Origin of the sequence: Arenimonas metalli CF5-1 (genome assembly GCF_000747155.1) — a bacterium.
Classification (GTDB): Bacteria; Pseudomonadota; Gammaproteobacteria; order Xanthomonadales; family Xanthomonadaceae; genus Arenimonas; species Arenimonas metalli.
Genome location: NZ_AVCK01000012.1, coordinates 49,945 through 65,356, shown reverse-complemented (window position 1 = coordinate 65,356; position 15,412 = coordinate 49,945). Strand labels below are relative to the sequence as shown.

Sequence of the window (15,412 nt, the reverse complement as noted above, 5' to 3'; positions counted from 1 at the left end):
AGAGCCGCCCGGAAGGCGGCTCTCTTGCCAATGTTTCACTTTCCCACGCCGGCTCGGCCGGGGATGGATCGGGCTTCAGCGCAGGCCGGTCTCGTTGCGGGCGATGACCAGGCGCTGGATCTCGCTGGTGCCCTCGTAGATCTCGGTGATCTTGGCGTCGCGGAAGTAGCGCTCGAGCGGCATTTCCTTCGAGTAGCCCATGCCGCCGTGGATCTGCAGGGCCTGGTGGGTGATGTACATCGCGGCTTCCGACGCGGTGAGCTTGGCCACCGAGGCCTCGGTGCTGAAGCGGCCGCCGGTCTTGTCGGCCTCGGCCTTGGCCCAGGCGGCGCGCAGGGTCAGGATCTCGGCCGCGTCGAGGCGGCACTTCATGTCGGCGATCTTGGCCTGGATCATCTGGAACGAGCCGATCGGCTGGCCGAAGCTCTTGCGCTCCTTCACGTAGGCGACGGCGGCCTTGTAGGCGGCCTTGGCCAGGCCCACGGCCTGCGAGGCGATGCCGATGCGGCCGGCGTCGAGCACGCCCATCGCGATCTTGAAGCCCTCGCCGTCCTGGCCCACCACTTCATCGGCGGTGGCGACGTAGTCCTGGAACTCGATCTCGCAGGTGGCCGAGGCGCGGATGCCGAGCTTGGGCTCGGTCTTGCCGCGGTGGAAGCCCGGCTTGGCGGTGTCGACCATGAAGGCGGTGATGCCCTTGGCGCCCTTGGACGGGTCGGTGATGGCGAACAGGATGATGTACTTGGCGACCGGGCCGGAGGTGATCCAGCTCTTCTTGCCGTTGATGACGTAGCTGCCGTCGGCCTGCTTGACGGCCTTGCAGCGCATCGCGGTGGCGTCGGAGCCCGACTGCGGCTCGGTCAGCGCGAAGGCGCCGATTTCGCGCCCTTCGGCGATCGCGCGCACGTACTTCTGCTTCTGCGCCTCGGTGCCGAACTTCAGGATGCCGTTGCAGAACAGCGAATTGTTCACCGAGACGATGGTGGAGTGGGCGCAGTCGGCTTCAGCAATTTCGATCATGGCCAGCACGTAGCTGATCGGGTCCATGCCGGCGCCGCCGTACTCGGCCGGCACTTCGATGCCCATCAGGCCGTTCTCGCCCAGGGTGCGGATGTTGTCCAGCGGGAACTCGCCGGTGCGGTCGTGGTGCTCCGCGCTCGGGGCGATCTTCTCCTGCGAGATGCGCCGGGCCACGTCCTGGATCATCAGCTGCTCTTCGGTGAATCGGAAGTCCACGGCGGTTCCTCGGAGGTTGTGCGGAAAGACGCCAATTGTAGCGGCTGGCGCCGGCCCACGCAGGTACACGGCGCGTGAAGCGCGACGCGCGTCGCCTTGACGGCCCCGGGCGGCCGGCCTACCCTTCCATATCTTTGAATCCGGATGAAAGGATAAAGCCATGGACCTCGACGCCTGGTCGGCCTGCCTGAAGGTCCTGGCCGATCCGACCCGGGTCCGGCTGCTGGCCCTGCTCGAACGCGAAGAGCTCACCGTGGCCGAGCTCTCGGGCATCACCCGGCTGGCCCAGCCGCGGGTCTCGACCCACCTGGCCCGCCTGAAGGAAGCCGACCTCGTGCGCGACCGCCGCGCCGGCGTCTCGGCCTATTACCGGTTCAACGCCGAGTCGCTGGACCCGGCCGAGGGCCGCCTCTGGGAAGCGCTGCGCGACAGCACCGACGACCCGCTGCTGCGCCAGGACGCCGACCGCCTGCCCGCCATCCTCGCCGCCCGCGCCGCCGACCAGAACTGGGCCGACTCGGTGGCCGGCGACATGGAGCGCCACTACTCGCCCGGCCGCACCTGGGAAGCCCTGGCCCGCTCCACCCTGCCCCTGCTCGAGCCCGGCGACGTGCTCGACGTGGCCTCCGGCGACGGCGTGCTGGGCGAACTGCTGGCGCCGCACGCGCGCCGCTACGTCTGCGTGGATTCCAGCGCCCGCGTGGTGGGCGCCGCCCGCGAGCGGCTGCGCAAGTACCGCCACGTCGAGGTGCTCGAGGGCGACATGCAGGCGCTGGACTTCCCGGCGTCGCAGTTCGACCTGGTGCTGCTGATGCACGCGCTCACCTATGCCACCAAGCCGGCCCAGGCCATTGCCGAGGCCGCGCGCGTGCTCCGGCGCGGCGGGCGGCTGGTCGCGACCTGCCTGGGCAAGCACGAGCACCAGGCGGCCGTGACGCCCTACGGGCACGTCAATCTCGGCTTCACCGTGAAGGACTTGCGCCGCTACGCCGAGAAGGCCGGCCTCGAGGTCACGGTCTGCGAGCCGGTGACCCGCGAGAAACGCCCGCCCCATTTCGAAGTCCTGACCCTGCTGGCCCGCAAACCGTGAAGACCCTTCCCTGGCACGACCCCGCCCGCACCGGGCGCCTGCTGGCCGCGCTGGCCGAACGCATCCTGGTGATCGACGGCGCGATGGGCACGATGATCCAGCGCCATTCGCTGGACGAGGCGGCGTATCGCGGCGAGCGCTTCGCCCAGGGTTGGGACGGGCTGCAGTTCTCGGAAGGCCACCAGCACGGCCCGGACTGCGGTTGCGGCTCGGACCTCAAGGGCAACAACGACCTGCTGACCCTCACCCAGCCGCAGGTGATCGCCGGCGTGCACCGCGCCTACCTCGCGGCCGGCGCCGACATCCTCGAGACCAACACCTTCAACTCGACCGAGGTCTCGCAGGCCGATTACAGGCTCGAGCACCTCGTGGCCGAGCTCAACCGCGAAGGCGCCCGCCTCGCCCGCGCCTGCTGCGACGAGTTCGAGGCCGCCGACCCGTCGCGCCCGCGCTTCGTGGCTGGCGTGCTGGGACCGACCAGCCGCACGGCGTCGATCAGCCCGCGGGTGGAAGACGCCGGCTACCGCAACATCCACTTCGACGAGCTGGTGGCCAACTACCTCACCGCCGCGCGCGGCCTGGTCGAAGGTGGCGCCGACATCCTGCTGGTCGAGACGGTGTTCGACACGCTCAACGCCAAAGCGGCGCTGTATGCGCTCGAGGAGCTTTTCGAAGAGCGCGGCGCACGCCTGCCGGTGATGGTGTCGGGCACCATCACCGACCGCAGCGGCCGCACGCTGTCGGGCCAGACCGCCGAGGCCTTCTGGTACTCGCTGCGGCACGCGCGGCCGCTATCGATCGGCCTGAACTGCGCACTCGGCGCCCGCGACCTGCGCGCGCACATCGACATGCTCTCGCAGGTGGCCGACACCCATATCAGCTGCCACCCGAACGCCGGCCTGCCCAACGCCTTCGGCGGCTACGACGAGGGCCCTGAGGAAACCGCGGGCGTGCTGCGCGAGTTCGCCGAGGCCGGCCTGCTGAACCTGGTCGGCGGCTGCTGCGGCACCACGCCCGAGCACATCGCGGCGATCGCGCAGGCCGTGGCCGGGCTGCCGCCGCGCGCGATCCCGGCGATCGCGCCCTACACCCGCCTGGCCGGGCTCGAGCCCTTCCTCATCACGCCCGATACCAACTTCGTCAACGTCGGAGAGCGCACCAACGTCACCGGCTCGATCCAGTTCAAGAAGCTCATCCTCGAGGGCCGCTACGACGAGGCTCTGGCCGTGGCCCGCCAGCAGGTCGAGAACGGCGCCCAGGTGATCGACGTCAACATGGACGAGGGCATGCTGGACGCCGAGGCCGCGATGGCCCGCTTCCTCAACCTGATCGCCGCCGAGCCGGACATCGCCCGGGTGCCGGTGATGATCGACAGCTCGAAGTGGAGCGTGATCGAGGCCGGCCTGAAGTGCGTGCAGGGCAAGGCCATCGTCAACTCGATCTCGATGAAGGAAGGCGAGGCCGCCTTCCTCGAGCACGCCGCCAAGGTGCGCCGCCACGGCGCCGCGGTGGTGGTGATGGCCTTCGACGAGCAGGGCCAGGCCGACACCTTCGAGCGCAAGGTCGAGATCTGTTCGCGCGCCTACCGGCTGCTGGTCGAGGACGCGGGCTTCCCGCCCGAGGACATCATCTTCGACCCCAACATCTTCGCCATCGCCACCGGCATCGAGGAGCACGACGGCTATGCGGTCGCCTTCATCGAGGCGGCGGCCGAGCTCAAGGCGCGTTTCCCGCTGAGCCATGTCTCGGGCGGCGTTTCGAACGTGTCGTTCTCGTTCCGCGGCAACAACGCGGTGCGCGAGGCGATCCACGCCGTGTTCCTGTACCACGCCATCCGTTCCGGCATGGACATGGGCATCGTCAACGCCGGCGCGCTGGCGCTGTACGACGACATCGAGCCGGCGCTGCGCGAGTGCGTCGAGGACGTGGTGCTGAACCGGCGCAGCGACGCCACCGAGCGCCTGCTGGCCGAGGCAGAGAAGCACAAGTCGAAGAAGGGCGAGGTCCGCACACAGGACCTGGCCTGGCGCGAGGCCCCGGTGGCCGAGCGCATCAAGCACGCCCTGGTGCACGGCATCGACAAGTTCGTCGAGGCCGACACCGAGGAGGCCCGACAGGCCGCCGCGCGCCCGCTGGACGTGATCGAAGGCCCGCTGATGGCCGGCATGAACGTGGTCGGCGATTTGTTCGGCGCCGGCAAGATGTTCCTGCCGCAGGTGGTGAAGTCGGCCCGGGTGATGAAGAAGGCCGTGGCCATCCTGATCCCCTACATCGAGGCCGAGAAGGCGCTCAACGGCGACGCCGGCAAGCCCAAGGGCAAGGTGCTGATGGCCACCGTGAAGGGCGACGTGCACGACATCGGCAAGAACATCGTCGGCGTGGTGCTGGCCTGCAACAACTTCGACGTGGTGGACCTGGGCGTGATGGTGCCCGCGCAGACGATCCTTGATCGTGCCCGCGAAGAACGGGCCGACATCATCGGCCTCTCCGGCCTGATCACGCCCTCGCTCGAGGAGATGAGCCACGTCGCCAAAGAGATGAAGCGGCAGGGCTTCGACATCCCGCTGCTGATCGGCGGCGCGACCACGTCGCGCGCGCACACGGCCTTGAAGATCGACCCGCACTACGGCTCGCCGGTGGTGTGGGTGAAGGACGCCTCGCGTGCGGTCGGCGTGATGCAGTCGCTGCTCAGCGAAGACCTGCGCGCGCCGTTCGTGGCCGCCAACGAAGCCGACTACGCCGAGGTCCGCACCCGCCACGCCAACAAGGGCGACGCCAAACCGCTGATGCCGCTGGAGCGCGCGCGCCGCAAGAAGTTCGACGGCGGCTGGGCGGACTACGTGCCCCCGGCCCCGCTCAAGCCGGGCCTCACCGTGTTCGACGACTACCCGCTGGCCGACCTGGTCGAGGTGATCGACTGGACGCCCTTCTTCCAGACCTGGGAGCTGGCGGGCCGCTACCCGGCCATCCTCGACGACGCCGTGGTCGGCGCGCAGGCGCGCGAGCTCTACCGCGACGCCCGCGCGATGCTGGACCAGATCGTTCGCGAGAAGTGGCTGACGGCGAAGGCCGTGGTCGGCCTGTGGCCGGCGCACGCCGTGGGCGACGACATCCACCTGCACGCCGAGGGCGGCGACGCCGTGCTGCACTGCCTGCGCCAGCAGGCGGAGAAGCCGGACGACCGCGCCAACTTCTGCCTCGCCGATTTCGTGGCGCCGCGCGACAGCGGCCGCCAGGACTGGGTGGGCGCGTTCGCGGTCACCGCGGGGCTGGGCATCGAGCCGCACGTGGCGCGCTTCGAGGCCGGTCACGACGACTACAACTCGATCATGGTGAAGGCCCTGGCCGACCGCCTGGCCGAGGCCTTCGCCGAGCGCCTGCACCAGAAGGTGCGCACCGAGCTCTGGGGCTATGCGCCGGACGAGGCGCTGGACAACGAGGCGCTGGTCCGCGAGCAGTACCGCGGCATCCGACCGGCGCCAGGCTACCCGGCCTGCCCCGAGCACAGCGAGAAGGCGACGATCTTCCGGCTGCTCGACGCGGAGAAGCACACCGGGCTCAAGCTGACCGAGAGCTTCGCGATGTACCCGGCGGCGGCGGTGAGCGGGCTTTACTTCGCGCACCCCGGCAGCCAGTACTTCGTGGTCGGCCGCCTCTCGCGCGAACAGGTCGCCGACTACGCCCGCCGCAAGGGCGTGCCGGTGGCCCAGGCCGAACGCTGGCTGGCCTCGAACCTCGACTACGATCCCGAGTGAGGCCGGCGAGGCCGTAGAATCGGGGCGGCCGCAGCCCGCGGCCCCGCCCGGACGCCTGCCATGCCCCTGAGTCGCGCGCTGTGCCTGGTCCTGTTGGCGGCCCTGGTCGCGGGCTGCCAGTTCGATGCGCGCGGACGCTCCACCGAGATGGCCGCGTTCGAGCAGGCCCAGCGCGAGGGTCGCGACGCCGGCGCGGACGAAGTGGGCGCGACCCGCTTCCTGTTCGACGACTTCAACGGTCTGAGCACCGACACGCTCGAGTCCAGCGCGGTGCCGTGGAAGATCGCGGCCACCGCGCTGGTGCTGCACCAGCATCCCGGCGAACCGCCGACCCAGGCGAAGCTGCTGGCCCAGCTGCAGCGGCACGGGCTGTTCGTGCCCACCGCGGTGGCCAACTGGCCCGCCGGCGATTCGCCCGCCTTCGCCCGGCCGATGGGCCTGGTGTCCGGGCCGGTGGGCCGCCGCGTGCCGCCGTTCGAGCTCGAAGTGGCCACCATCGGCTGCGCCAGCTGCCACGCCGGCGCGCTCTACGACGCCGACGGCCAGCCGACGCGCGAGGCCTGGCTGGGGCTGCCCAACACCTCGCTGGACCTCGATGGGTATGCCGACGCCGTGCTCGAGGCGCTGCGCGCCCATCGCGACCGCCGCGACGAGCTCATGCAGGCGATCCCGCAGCTGTTCCCCGGCACCAGCGAGCGCGAGCTCGGCACCCTGCGCCGCTTCGTGTGGCCCAGGCTCACCGACCGGCTGGCCACGCTCGGCGACGGCGATGCGCTGCCGTTCCGCAACGGCGGGCCGGGGCGCAGCAACGGCATCGACGCCCTGCGCTTCCGTCTCGGCGCGTCCGTGCAGGCCGCGGGCGATGCCGCCACCGTAAGCATCCCCGGCCTGGCCGACCGCGCGCTGCGCAGCGCGCTGCTGGCCGATGGGCTGTACGCGCCGGCCGACGCGGTGCGCCTGCGCCCGCTCGAACGCGACGGCGACCACGCCAGCGCCGCCGACCAGTCGCGCATCGTCGGGTTCTTCACCGTCAGCACGATGGGCGTGCCGCATGCCGAAGCGCCCGAGGCGATGCCGCGGGTGGCCGAAGCACTCGCGTTCCTGGATCGCCACGCCGCGTCGCCGCCCTTCCCGGGCCCGATCGATGGCGCGCTGGCGGCGCGCGGCGGCGAGGTCTACGCGCAGCGCTGCGCGCAATGCCACGGCGATTACGCCGAAGCCGAGGGCCGGCCGACGCTGCAGCGCTTCCCCAACCGGCTGTCCCCGCTCGCCGGGATCGGCTCCGACCCGGGCCGCGCCGCGGCGGTGGACGCGGACCTGCTCGCGCGCATCCGTGCCTCCACCCTGGGCGACTACCTCGCGGCCGAAGCCACGCGCGGCTACGTCGCGCCCGTGCTCGGCGGCGTCTGGGCGACGGCGCCCTACCTGCACAACGGGTCGGTGCCGACGCTCTGGCACCTGCTCAACCCGGGCCAGCGCCCGGCGCGTTTCCAGGTCGGCGGGCATGCGCTGGACCTGCAGCGGGTGGGCATCGCCGGCGTCGCCGACGGCGGCGACTGGCGCTATCGCGACGGTTACCGTCCCTGGTCGGACCCGCAGTGGTTCGACACCGCCCTCCCCGGCCGCAGCCGCGCGGGCCACGAGGCGGAAGTCGCCGGCCTCGACGAGGCGTCGCAGGCGGCGCTGATCGAATACCTCAAGCGGCTGTAGCGGCCACTTCGAGCAGCTCGGCGGCCGGCCGTCGCGCGCTGGCCGGCAGCGCGGCGGGCGCGACGCCGACGCGCATCACGTTGACCACGCGCCGCCCCGCGGGCACGGCCTTCAATACCGCCAGCGCGTCGCGCCCGCGTGGCGTGTCGACCAGCGCCGACATCGGCACCGCGGCGAACCCGGCGGCGGCCAGCGCCAGCCAGAACCGGTACCAGCGGCGCCCGGCTTCGAAATCATCCACGTCCCGGGGCACGGCCAGCACCGCGATCGCGGTCGCCGTGCGGGTCTTGCGTGCCTCGTCCACGAGCAGGCCGCCCAGCCCGAGGCGGGCGATCGTCGCGGCGACGGCGGGCCGCATCAGCACGCGCCCGCCGAGGGCTTCGAGCGGCGACAGCCCGAGGCAAGGCGCATCGAGGCCATCGCGCGTCGCCAACGGATGCCGGCGCGAGAGGCGCAGCCAGGCGTGCAATTCGGCGCCGATCGCCCGGTCGCGCAGCAGGTCGATGCTGGCGGCCTGGTGCGCGGTGGCGAAGCCTTCGAGGGCGGAATCATCGGCGCGCATGGCGATGCCGGCGTGCGCGGCGAACACGGCGTCGAGCCGCACCCGCGCGTCGGCGGGAGCCGCGACGAAGGCCTGCCGGCAGGAGCGGCGCGACGCCACCCAGGCCGCGAGCGGATCGGCGACGGCGCCCGGCGCGAGCGTGGCGCGGGCGCGGCGGCGCGGCACCGTGGGCGGCGGATACGGCGCCGCCTCCGGCTCGGGAAGGCCCAGCTGCCAACCGTCGGCGCCCGCGGCGAGCTGCATGCCTTCCCAGGCCATGCCCAGGCCAAGGCTGGCGTCGCGGCCCACCGGATCGCCGGCGGCCAGCCAGCACGCCGGGTCTTCCCAAAGCTCGAGCTGCGCCCCCGCGAGCCGCCAGCGGGCCGGCTGCACGTTGTGCGCGCTCGGCGCACGCGCGGCCTGCGCGACCCAGTGCAGCAAGCGATCAATGCCGGGGGCGTTCATGGCAGGGATTTCCCGAACAGATGCAGGCGGTGGAGCGGGCGCGCGCCCAGCTTCTCGAGCTGGCGGAGGCTGGCGGCATTGCCGTCCGACACCCAGCTCACGCCCAGCTTGGCGTACCCGCCCGCGCGCAGCCCGGCGAACAACCGGTGCAGCATCACGCCGTTGACGCCGAGTGCATGGTGGCTGCGCCGCACCGAATAGAACACGATCGCGGCCCGGTCCGGCCGGCGGTGGCGCAGGAAATGGCAGGGCGCGCGCCAGCCGATGCGGTAGCCCATCGCGTGCATCATCGGGTTGAGGTCCGGCAGGCACAGCAGCACGCCCACCGGCTCGCCGCGGTGGCGCGCGAGGCAGCCCAGCCGCGGATCCATCACCAACGCCATGCCTTTGCTGGCGAACAGGAACTCGGCTTCGGTCAGCGGCACGAACATCGGGTTTTCGGCGAAACCGTCGTTGAGCACCGCGCAGGCGGCCCGCAGCGAGTCATCCAGTCGCCAGCGCCGGATCGGCTCGAAGTTCCAGTCGGGATCGGCCAGCAGTGCCTGCTGCCGCGGCCCGAGCAGCGCCGCTTCGGTCACGCCGGCGACATCCACTTCGAAGGTGCGCATCGGATACGACGGCGTGAACCCGCAGGCCGCCAGCAGGCCCGGCAGGTAGGGCGGCGACCAGTCCTGGTAGGTGTAGGGCGCGTGCTCGTGGCCTTCGGTCAGGGTGCCGATCATCTGGGTGATGGTCAGGTTGAAACTGCCCATCAGCTCGTCGCAGCCGCGCGCCGCGACCCAGCCGGCGCAGGCATCGAGCAGCGCCCGGGCGACCGCCACGTCGTCGATGCAGTCGAGCATGCCGAAACTGCCGCGGCGCCAGCCGTGCAGGCGATTGGACGCATCGTGAACCGAGGCGACCACGCGCCCGACCACCGCGCCGTCGCGGTGCGCGGTGAACCACGTGAGCCGAGCGCGGCCCTCTTGCAGCAGCGGATTGCGGGCCGGATCCAGCGCCGCGCGGAGGTCCGGCTCCAACGGTGACGAAATCCGGGCGTCCGGGCCGTAAACGGCGAAGGGCGCGGCGAAGAAGGCCGCGAAGTCGCCTTCGACGATCCCCGGCGCACTCATCCGCGCGCCGCCAGCGAGCGGCCGAGGCGCTGGACCACCGCCGCCCGGAGGTGGGCCAGGCTGCCGGCCGACGACGCCGACAGGTCGACCAGCACCACCAGCGGCGGATCCGCGCGCAGCGGCAGCGCGTGGTTCATGTCGTGCCGCTCCAGCAGGTCGCGCCATTGCTCGCCCGCTTCCGCCAGGGCGGCATCGGGCGACGCCGCCGCGGCGCGGGCGCGCACCAGCGAGACCGGCGCATCGGCCAGCCGTCCCAGCACGGCGGAGTCGTAGCCGGCGAGGTCGGGCCCCTGCAGGCGAAGGTGCTTGCGCATCGGCAGGTAGTCGCCGAGCGCGCCGAGCAGGCGGTCGAGGTCGTCCAGCGGCGCGGCGCGCAGCCAGCGCAGGAACTGGCCCTCCGCGCTCGCCAGCGACAGCGCCCGGCTGCTGGTGACGATGGCCGCCAGCATCAGCATGGCGATCGCCGCGGGCCAGGCCGCGAGGGCATGCCGCCACAGCGCCTCGCCGCCGAAGCCCATCACCCAGGCAAACGCCAGCGCCAGCGCGAAGCCCTGCACGGCCCACGCGAAAATGCGCCCCACCAGCTCGCGCAGCAGGCTCAGGCGCGCCTCGGCCGCCAGCATCACGTGGATGAAAAGCATCGCCGCGAGGCTGCCCAGGCGCACCGGCGGCCAGCCCAGCAGGGTCCGGAAATCGCTGACGATCAGCGGTGCCGCGATCAGCGCCACCAGCACCAGCACGCGCGCCAGGCGCCGCTGCTCGACGCCGAGGTCGCGGTCGGTGGCGCGCAGCAACAGCAGCGCGTTGCAGGCCATCACCGCCGCGAACGCCCCGGCGAAGGCCACCGTCCACGTTTGTCCCTGCGCCAGCGGCGTGACCAGGTTGATCGTGAAGAAACCAGCGGACACGCCCAGCGCCAGCACCTTGAGCCACAGCGGATGGTGCCGGCGCAGCAGGCGCTCGCAGAACAGCGTGGTGACCAGCGGCAGCCAGGTGGCGACCGCAAAGGTCAGCCGCCCCAGCCAGGGCGCGACCTGCAGCCAGTCGAAGCCGCGCAGCGCCAGCAGCAGCCCCATCAGCACCACCAGCGCCAGCGCGGCCCGACCGCCCGCGGGGGATTCCGCGCGCCACAGGAAGCGCAGGTAGGGAAGGCAGGCGAGCGCCGCGATCCAGGTGAGCGCGACGTCGCTGGCGAGCGCGTCAGTCATTCATCAGCCTCGCCATGAACCGCCGGACCAGCCAGCGGCGCACCGCGGCCACCGGCGCCGGGTACGGCCGCTCGACCCGCATCGTCCACGGATTGAAGAAGTAGCCGCGCGCATCCGCGGCCGGCCGCCGGCCCAGCAGTTGCTTGGCGACCTCGAAGGCCATCAGGTTGCCGGTGGCGATCACCATCGGCGCGAACGACATGCGCTTGCGGGTGCCGGCGATGAGCGCCCTGGCGACGCCGAGGTCGATGTGATTCGCGGAGCTCGAGTGCACCATCACGTACTCGACCTCGCGCTCGAAGCAGGCGCGCAGCATCGCCTCGTCGAAGCCTTCCGGCGGCACGCCGAGCGTGGGGTAGCCCAGCCGCCGTTCGGGCCGCGGGTCGCCCGGCCCCACCACGATCACCGAGGGCAGCGGCGAGGTGTAGGCATCGATCACGGTGGCGCCGTGGCGCGCGGCGGCGCGGTAAAGCCGCACGCCCATCGCGATGTCGTCCATGCCGTTGACCACCACCCGGTGCGTCGCCAGCAGCTCGTCCAGCCGGCCGGACCACTCGGCGCCCAGCACCTGCAGGTCGAGACCCGGGTTGATGCGGCGCAGCGCCGCGGCGGTGGCCTGCGCCTTGTCCTGCCCCACGGTGTCCAGCGTGGCGAACACCTGGCGGTTGAGGTTGGAGACCTCGAAAGTGTCGATGTCGGCCAGGGTCAGCGCGCCCACGCCCATCCGGGCCAGGGCCTGCACCGCCGCGCCGCCCATGCCGCCGACGCCGATCACCAGCACGCGGGCGGCGCGCAGCCGCGCCTGCTCGTCGGCGTTGATGAAGCCCAGGTTGCGGTCGGTGAACTCGGCGTAGTCGAAGGCGTGCATCGGGCTCAGTCCTCGCCGCGCGGGCGCAGCGCGCCCATCGCGACCTGCGGGTCGAGCCAGTGCAGCAGCGGCAGCAGCACCTGGCCCAACATCAGGAACAACAATCGGAACGACAGCGCCGGCAGCGAGTGGCGCGGCACGTCGCGCAGCAGGTAGCGGCGCGCGGCCGGCAGGTCGAAGCGGGCCACCTGCAGGAAGTCGTCGCCGCGGGCGTAGTCGAGGCTGTCGCGGCACAGCGCGTTGGCGCGCTCGTCGCGGTGCTTCTGGGCCTGATCGAAGGTCTTCTTCAGGTTGTCCGAACCGCCGGTGTAGGCATCGGTGATCACGAAGCGCGCCTCGTCGAAGCCAGCCTCCGGCCCCACGCCGAACACGGCGCGGTGCCGGCGCATGATCTCCCGCGCCACGCTGAGGTGGTCGAAGCTGCGGCGGACGCTGGCGAACGGGTTCGGCCAGGCGGTGACGAAGGCCTCGGCGACCTTGCCGATGATCGCCGGCACCTGGGTCACGTTGCTGATCCACAGCGGGCGCAGGCCGCGGCGCACGAAGATCAGCATGCAGGTCAGGCCGTACAACACCCAGGACAGGCCCTGCGTGCGGAACGCCGGGTCCACGACCACCAGGCCCAGGTGCAGGGCCCGCGCCGGCACGCCGCGCAGCTCCAGGTCCATGTACGACAGCGCGTTGAACGCGACCGGCTCGCCGGTCTTCGCATCCGACAGGATCGTGATCACCGCCTGCCGCAGGCGCTCGGGATCGCCGGTGACGATGCCGTAGTCGAGGTCATGGCCGATGCCGCGGCGCACGATGCCGCGAAGCTGAGCCAGCAGCGACTCGAGCTCTTCCGGCGCCATCCACAGCCCGGGCTGCTCGACCACCCGCACCTGCACCCCGCCCCGCACCTTCCAGCGCAGGTCGAGGTGGCGCATGCGGCGGGTCAGCCTCCCCAGGCCAGCCACGGGGCGCGCTTACCAGACCAGGTCGTCGGGGACCTGGTAGAGCGGGTCCGCGTAAGGGTCCTCGCCCGCGGGCGCGTTGGGGTCCACGCGCAGGGCCACGGCCGGTGCGAAGACCTTCTCCGCCTCGTCCAGCAGCGCGGCGGTGACCAGCAGGTAGCGGCCGTCGAGCTGCAGCACGCCCAGCTCGCCGGCGTTGAGCTGCTTGAGCTGGGCCGCGGTGACGTGGATACGCTTGATCTTGCCGCCGTAGGGGAAGTGCCGGGCGATGTCGGCGTCCTTGTCGTTGAGGCCCTGGTCCTTCACCAGCTCGGCGAGCTTCGCCTTGGCCTCGCGGCGCAGGCGCGCCTCTTCCTGCTTCACGCGCTCGGCCTCGATGCGCTCTTCCTTTTCCTTCTGGGCGCGGATCGCGTAGGCCTTGGCCAGGTCGATCTCCTCCTGGCTGCGCGGCTTGCCGCCGCGGCCTTCGCCGGGCTTCCCGGGACCCCGGCGTGCGCCGGTGCGCTGCTCACCCGCCCCGGCCGGACGCGGGCCACGGCCTTCACCAGGCTTGCCGTCGGGGCGCGGGCCGCGGGATTCGCCGGGCTTGCCGTCGCGACGCGGGCCGCGCGACTCGCCGGGCTTGCCGTCGCCACGCGGGCCGCGCGACTCCCCCGGCTTGCCGGGCGGACGCGGACCGCGGTGCTCGCCAGGCTTGCCGCCGCGGTGCTCGCCGGGCTTGCGTGCCTGCCCGCCCTCGCCCGGGCGACCGGCCGGCTTGCGCTCGGGCCTGGCTTCCGGCTCGGGCGCCTTGAAGCCCAGGCCCATCAGTTTCTCGCGCAGCGAATTGCTCATGCTTGGATCGTACTCAGTAGTGGGGCGGCGGCGGCTCGGCGCCGGGGTCGGCGTACAGCAGGCCGCGCAGTTGCTTCAGGTCGCCCAGGGCGCGGACCAGCTGTTCGCTGGCGCGCGCGGTTTCCATGCGGGTTTCGGCCAGCGCGTCGCTGAGTTCGGACAGCGCCAATTCCTGGAAGGCGATGCGCGACTCCAGTTCGGCGATGCGGTCCTCGAGTTCGGGACCGCTGGCAGGCGTGTGGGACATGGCGGGGGTCTCAGTCGTGCCGCAGGGTGCGGCCGCGTCCGATGCCATAGTAGGCCAGGCCGGCTTCCTCGACGGCATCGGGCGAGAACAGGTTGCGGCCGTCGAAAACCACCCGCCCGGCCAGGCGGCGGGCCATGGCCTGGAAATCCGGGCTGTTGAAGGCCTTCCATTCGGTCACCAGCACCAGCGCATCGGCGCCCTCGACCGCGGCGTCGGGGCTGTCGCAGAACACCAGGTCGCCGCGCTCGCCGAAGATGCGCGCCGCCTCGTCCATGGCCTCGGGGTCGTGCGCCCGCACGCGCGCACCGGCCGCCCACAGCTGCGCCAGCAGCGTGCGGCTGGGCGCCTCGCGCATGTCGTCGGTGTTGGGCTTGAAGGCCAGGCCCCAGACCGCGAAGGTCTTGCCCGACACATCGCCACCGAAGTGGCGCGAGATGAGTTCGAACAGCTTGCCCTTCTGCGCGTCGTTCACCGCCTCGACGGCAGCCAGGATGCGCGCCGGGTAATCATGCTGGCGGGCGATGCGCTCGAGCGCCTGCACGTCCTTCGGGAAGCAGGAGCCGCCGTAGCCCGGGCCCGGGTAGATGAAGTGGTAGCCGATGCGCGGGTCGGAGCCGATGCCGTGGCGCACCATCTCGATGTCGGCGCCAACGCGCTCGGCGATGTTGGCCATCTCGTTCATGAAGCTGATCTTGGTGGCCAGCATGGCGTTGGCCGCGTACTTGGTCAGCTCGGCCGAGCGCTCGTCCATCACCACCACGCGGTCGTGGCTGCGGTTGAAGGGCGCGTACAGGCGCCGCAGCTGCTCGACCGCGCGCGCGCTCCGCGAGCCGATGATGATGCGGTCGGGGCGCATGCAGTCGTTGACCGCCGCGCCTTCCTTCAGGAATTCGGGGTTGGACGCCACTTCGAAGGCGACGTCCGCGCCGCGGGCCGCCAGGGCGGCGCTGATGGTGGCGCGCACCTTGTCGGCCGTGCCCACGGGCACGGTGGACTTGTTGACGACCACCGCCGGGCGCGACAGGTGCTCGCCGATGCTGCGGGCGACCGCCAGCACGTATTGCAAGTCGGCGCTGCCGTCCTCGTCGGGCGGCGTGCCGACGGCGATGAAGATCGTGTCGCCGTGCGCGATCGCGGCGGCGGCATCGGTGGTGAATTCGAGGCGGCCGGCGCCGTGGTTGGCGCGGACCATGGGCTCCAGGCCCGGCTCGTAGATGGGGATGACGCCGCGGTTGAGACCCTCGACCTTGGCCTGGTCGATGTCCACGCAGACCACGTGGTTGCCGACCTCGGCCAGGCAGGTGCCCGTGACCAGGCCGACGTAGCCGGTGCCGAAAACAGTGACTCGCATGACTTTCCCCTACGGTGCCCGGCAGGGCCGGGACCGGGTGTC

Annotated in this window: 11 protein-coding genes and 1 pseudogene; 3 read left to right on the top strand and 9 right to left on the bottom strand. The window is 71.8% G+C overall.

Features of this window, described 5'->3' with window-relative positions; translation table 11 throughout:
- Positions 1-75: 75 nt before the first annotated feature.
- Positions 76-1,398, bottom strand: coding sequence for an acyl-CoA dehydrogenase family protein (locus N787_RS03990; RefSeq protein ID WP_342668005.1), 1,323 nt, complete (start codon positions 1,396-1,398; stop codon positions 76-78).
- Here N787_RS03990 and N787_RS03985 point away from each other — a divergent pair.
- From N787_RS03985 to N787_RS03975, 3 genes and pseudogenes are all read left to right on the top strand, one after another.
- Positions 1,397-2,323, top strand: a pseudogene (locus tag N787_RS03985) (ArsR/SmtB family transcription factor); the annotation flags it as partial. The gene N787_RS03990 and the pseudogene N787_RS03985 sit on opposite strands and share 2 nt — an antisense overlap.
- Positions 2,323-6,081 carry a methionine synthase gene (metH, locus tag N787_RS03980; RefSeq protein ID WP_211252123.1) on the top strand — a complete coding sequence of 1,253 codons (3,759 nt, stop codon included), beginning with the start codon at positions 2,323-2,325 and terminating at the stop codon, positions 6,079-6,081. The pseudogene N787_RS03985 and the gene metH, both read left to right, overlap by 1 nt.
- A gap of 60 nt (positions 6,082-6,141) precedes the next feature.
- Complete coding sequence (locus N787_RS03975) at positions 6,142-7,791, top strand: c-type cytochrome (protein ID WP_034210950.1); 1,650 nt, start codon at positions 6,142-6,144, stop codon at positions 7,789-7,791.
- On the opposite strand, the gene N787_RS03970 is transcribed toward N787_RS03975, so the two are convergent.
- The 8 genes from N787_RS03970 to N787_RS03935 are packed head-to-tail and all read right to left on the bottom strand — an operon-like array spanning position 7,778 to position 15,370.
- Positions 7,778-8,797, bottom strand: a complete 1,020-nt coding sequence (locus N787_RS03970; RefSeq protein WP_034210949.1) for a nitroreductase family protein — start codon at positions 8,795-8,797, stop codon at positions 7,778-7,780. The genes N787_RS03975 and N787_RS03970 overlap by 14 nt on opposite strands.
- Positions 8,794-9,909, bottom strand: a complete 1,116-nt coding sequence (locus N787_RS03965; protein ID WP_034210948.1) for a GNAT family N-acetyltransferase — start codon at positions 9,907-9,909, stop codon at positions 8,794-8,796. The genes N787_RS03970 and N787_RS03965 overlap by 4 nt, the downstream gene beginning before the upstream one ends.
- On the bottom strand, positions 9,906-11,117 hold the full coding sequence (locus N787_RS03960; protein ID WP_034210947.1) for a hypothetical protein: 1,212 nt from the start codon (positions 11,115-11,117) through the stop codon (positions 9,906-9,908). The genes N787_RS03965 and N787_RS03960 overlap by 4 nt, the downstream gene beginning before the upstream one ends.
- Positions 11,110-11,985, bottom strand: coding sequence for a ThiF family adenylyltransferase (locus tag N787_RS03955; protein WP_034210946.1), 876 nt, complete (start codon positions 11,983-11,985; stop codon positions 11,110-11,112). Before N787_RS03955 ends, N787_RS03960 begins: the two co-directional genes overlap by 8 nt.
- A gap of 5 nt (positions 11,986-11,990) precedes the next feature.
- Positions 11,991-12,911 (bottom strand): hypothetical protein, encoded by a 921-nt coding sequence (locus N787_RS03950; RefSeq protein ID WP_034210945.1) that lies wholly within the window; start codon positions 12,909-12,911, stop codon positions 11,991-11,993.
- A 39-nt stretch (positions 12,912-12,950) separates the two neighbouring features.
- A complete protein-coding gene (locus tag N787_RS03945; RefSeq protein ID WP_034210944.1) occupies positions 12,951-13,772 on the bottom strand; it encodes a DUF2058 family protein in 822 nt (273 codons plus the stop codon).
- 13 nt (positions 13,773-13,785) lie between these two features.
- Positions 13,786-14,019 (bottom strand): SlyX family protein, encoded by a 234-nt coding sequence (locus N787_RS03940; protein ID WP_034210943.1) that lies wholly within the window; start codon positions 14,017-14,019, stop codon positions 13,786-13,788.
- 10 nt (positions 14,020-14,029) lie between these two features.
- Positions 14,030-15,370, bottom strand: coding sequence for a UDP-glucose dehydrogenase family protein (locus N787_RS03935; protein ID WP_034210942.1), 1,341 nt, complete (start codon positions 15,368-15,370; stop codon positions 14,030-14,032).
- Positions 15,371-15,412: the final 42 nt, after the last annotated feature.

Excerpts from the sequence above, each read along its gene's own strand:
- N787_RS03990 (WP_342668005.1), bottom strand. The coding sequence starts at position 1,398 with ATGGCTTTATCCTTTCATCCGGATTCAAAGATATGGAAGGGTAGGCCG.
- N787_RS03975 (WP_034210950.1), top strand. The coding sequence starts at position 6,142 with ATGCCCCTGAGTCGCGCGCTGTGCCTGGTCCTGTTGGCGGCCCTGGTC.
- N787_RS03970 (WP_034210949.1), bottom strand. The coding sequence starts at position 8,797 with ATGAACGCCCCCGGCATTGATCGCTTGCTGCACTGGGTCGCGCAGGCC.
- N787_RS03965 (WP_034210948.1), bottom strand. The coding sequence starts at position 9,909 with ATGAGTGCGCCGGGGATCGTCGAAGGCGACTTCGCGGCCTTCTTCGCC.
- N787_RS03960 (WP_034210947.1), bottom strand. The coding sequence starts at position 11,117 with ATGACTGACGCGCTCGCCAGCGACGTCGCGCTCACCTGGATCGCGGCG.
- N787_RS03955 (WP_034210946.1), bottom strand. The coding sequence starts at position 11,985 with ATGCACGCCTTCGACTACGCCGAGTTCACCGACCGCAACCTGGGCTTC.
- N787_RS03950 (WP_034210945.1), bottom strand. The coding sequence starts at position 12,911 with ATGCGCCACCTCGACCTGCGCTGGAAGGTGCGGGGCGGGGTGCAGGTG.
- N787_RS03945 (WP_034210944.1), bottom strand. The coding sequence starts at position 13,772 with ATGAGCAATTCGCTGCGCGAGAAACTGATGGGCCTGGGCTTCAAGGCG.
- N787_RS03940 (WP_034210943.1), bottom strand. The coding sequence starts at position 14,019 with ATGTCCCACACGCCTGCCAGCGGTCCCGAACTCGAGGACCGCATCGCC.
- N787_RS03935 (WP_034210942.1), bottom strand. The coding sequence starts at position 15,370 with ATGCGAGTCACTGTTTTCGGCACCGGCTACGTCGGCCTGGTCACGGGC.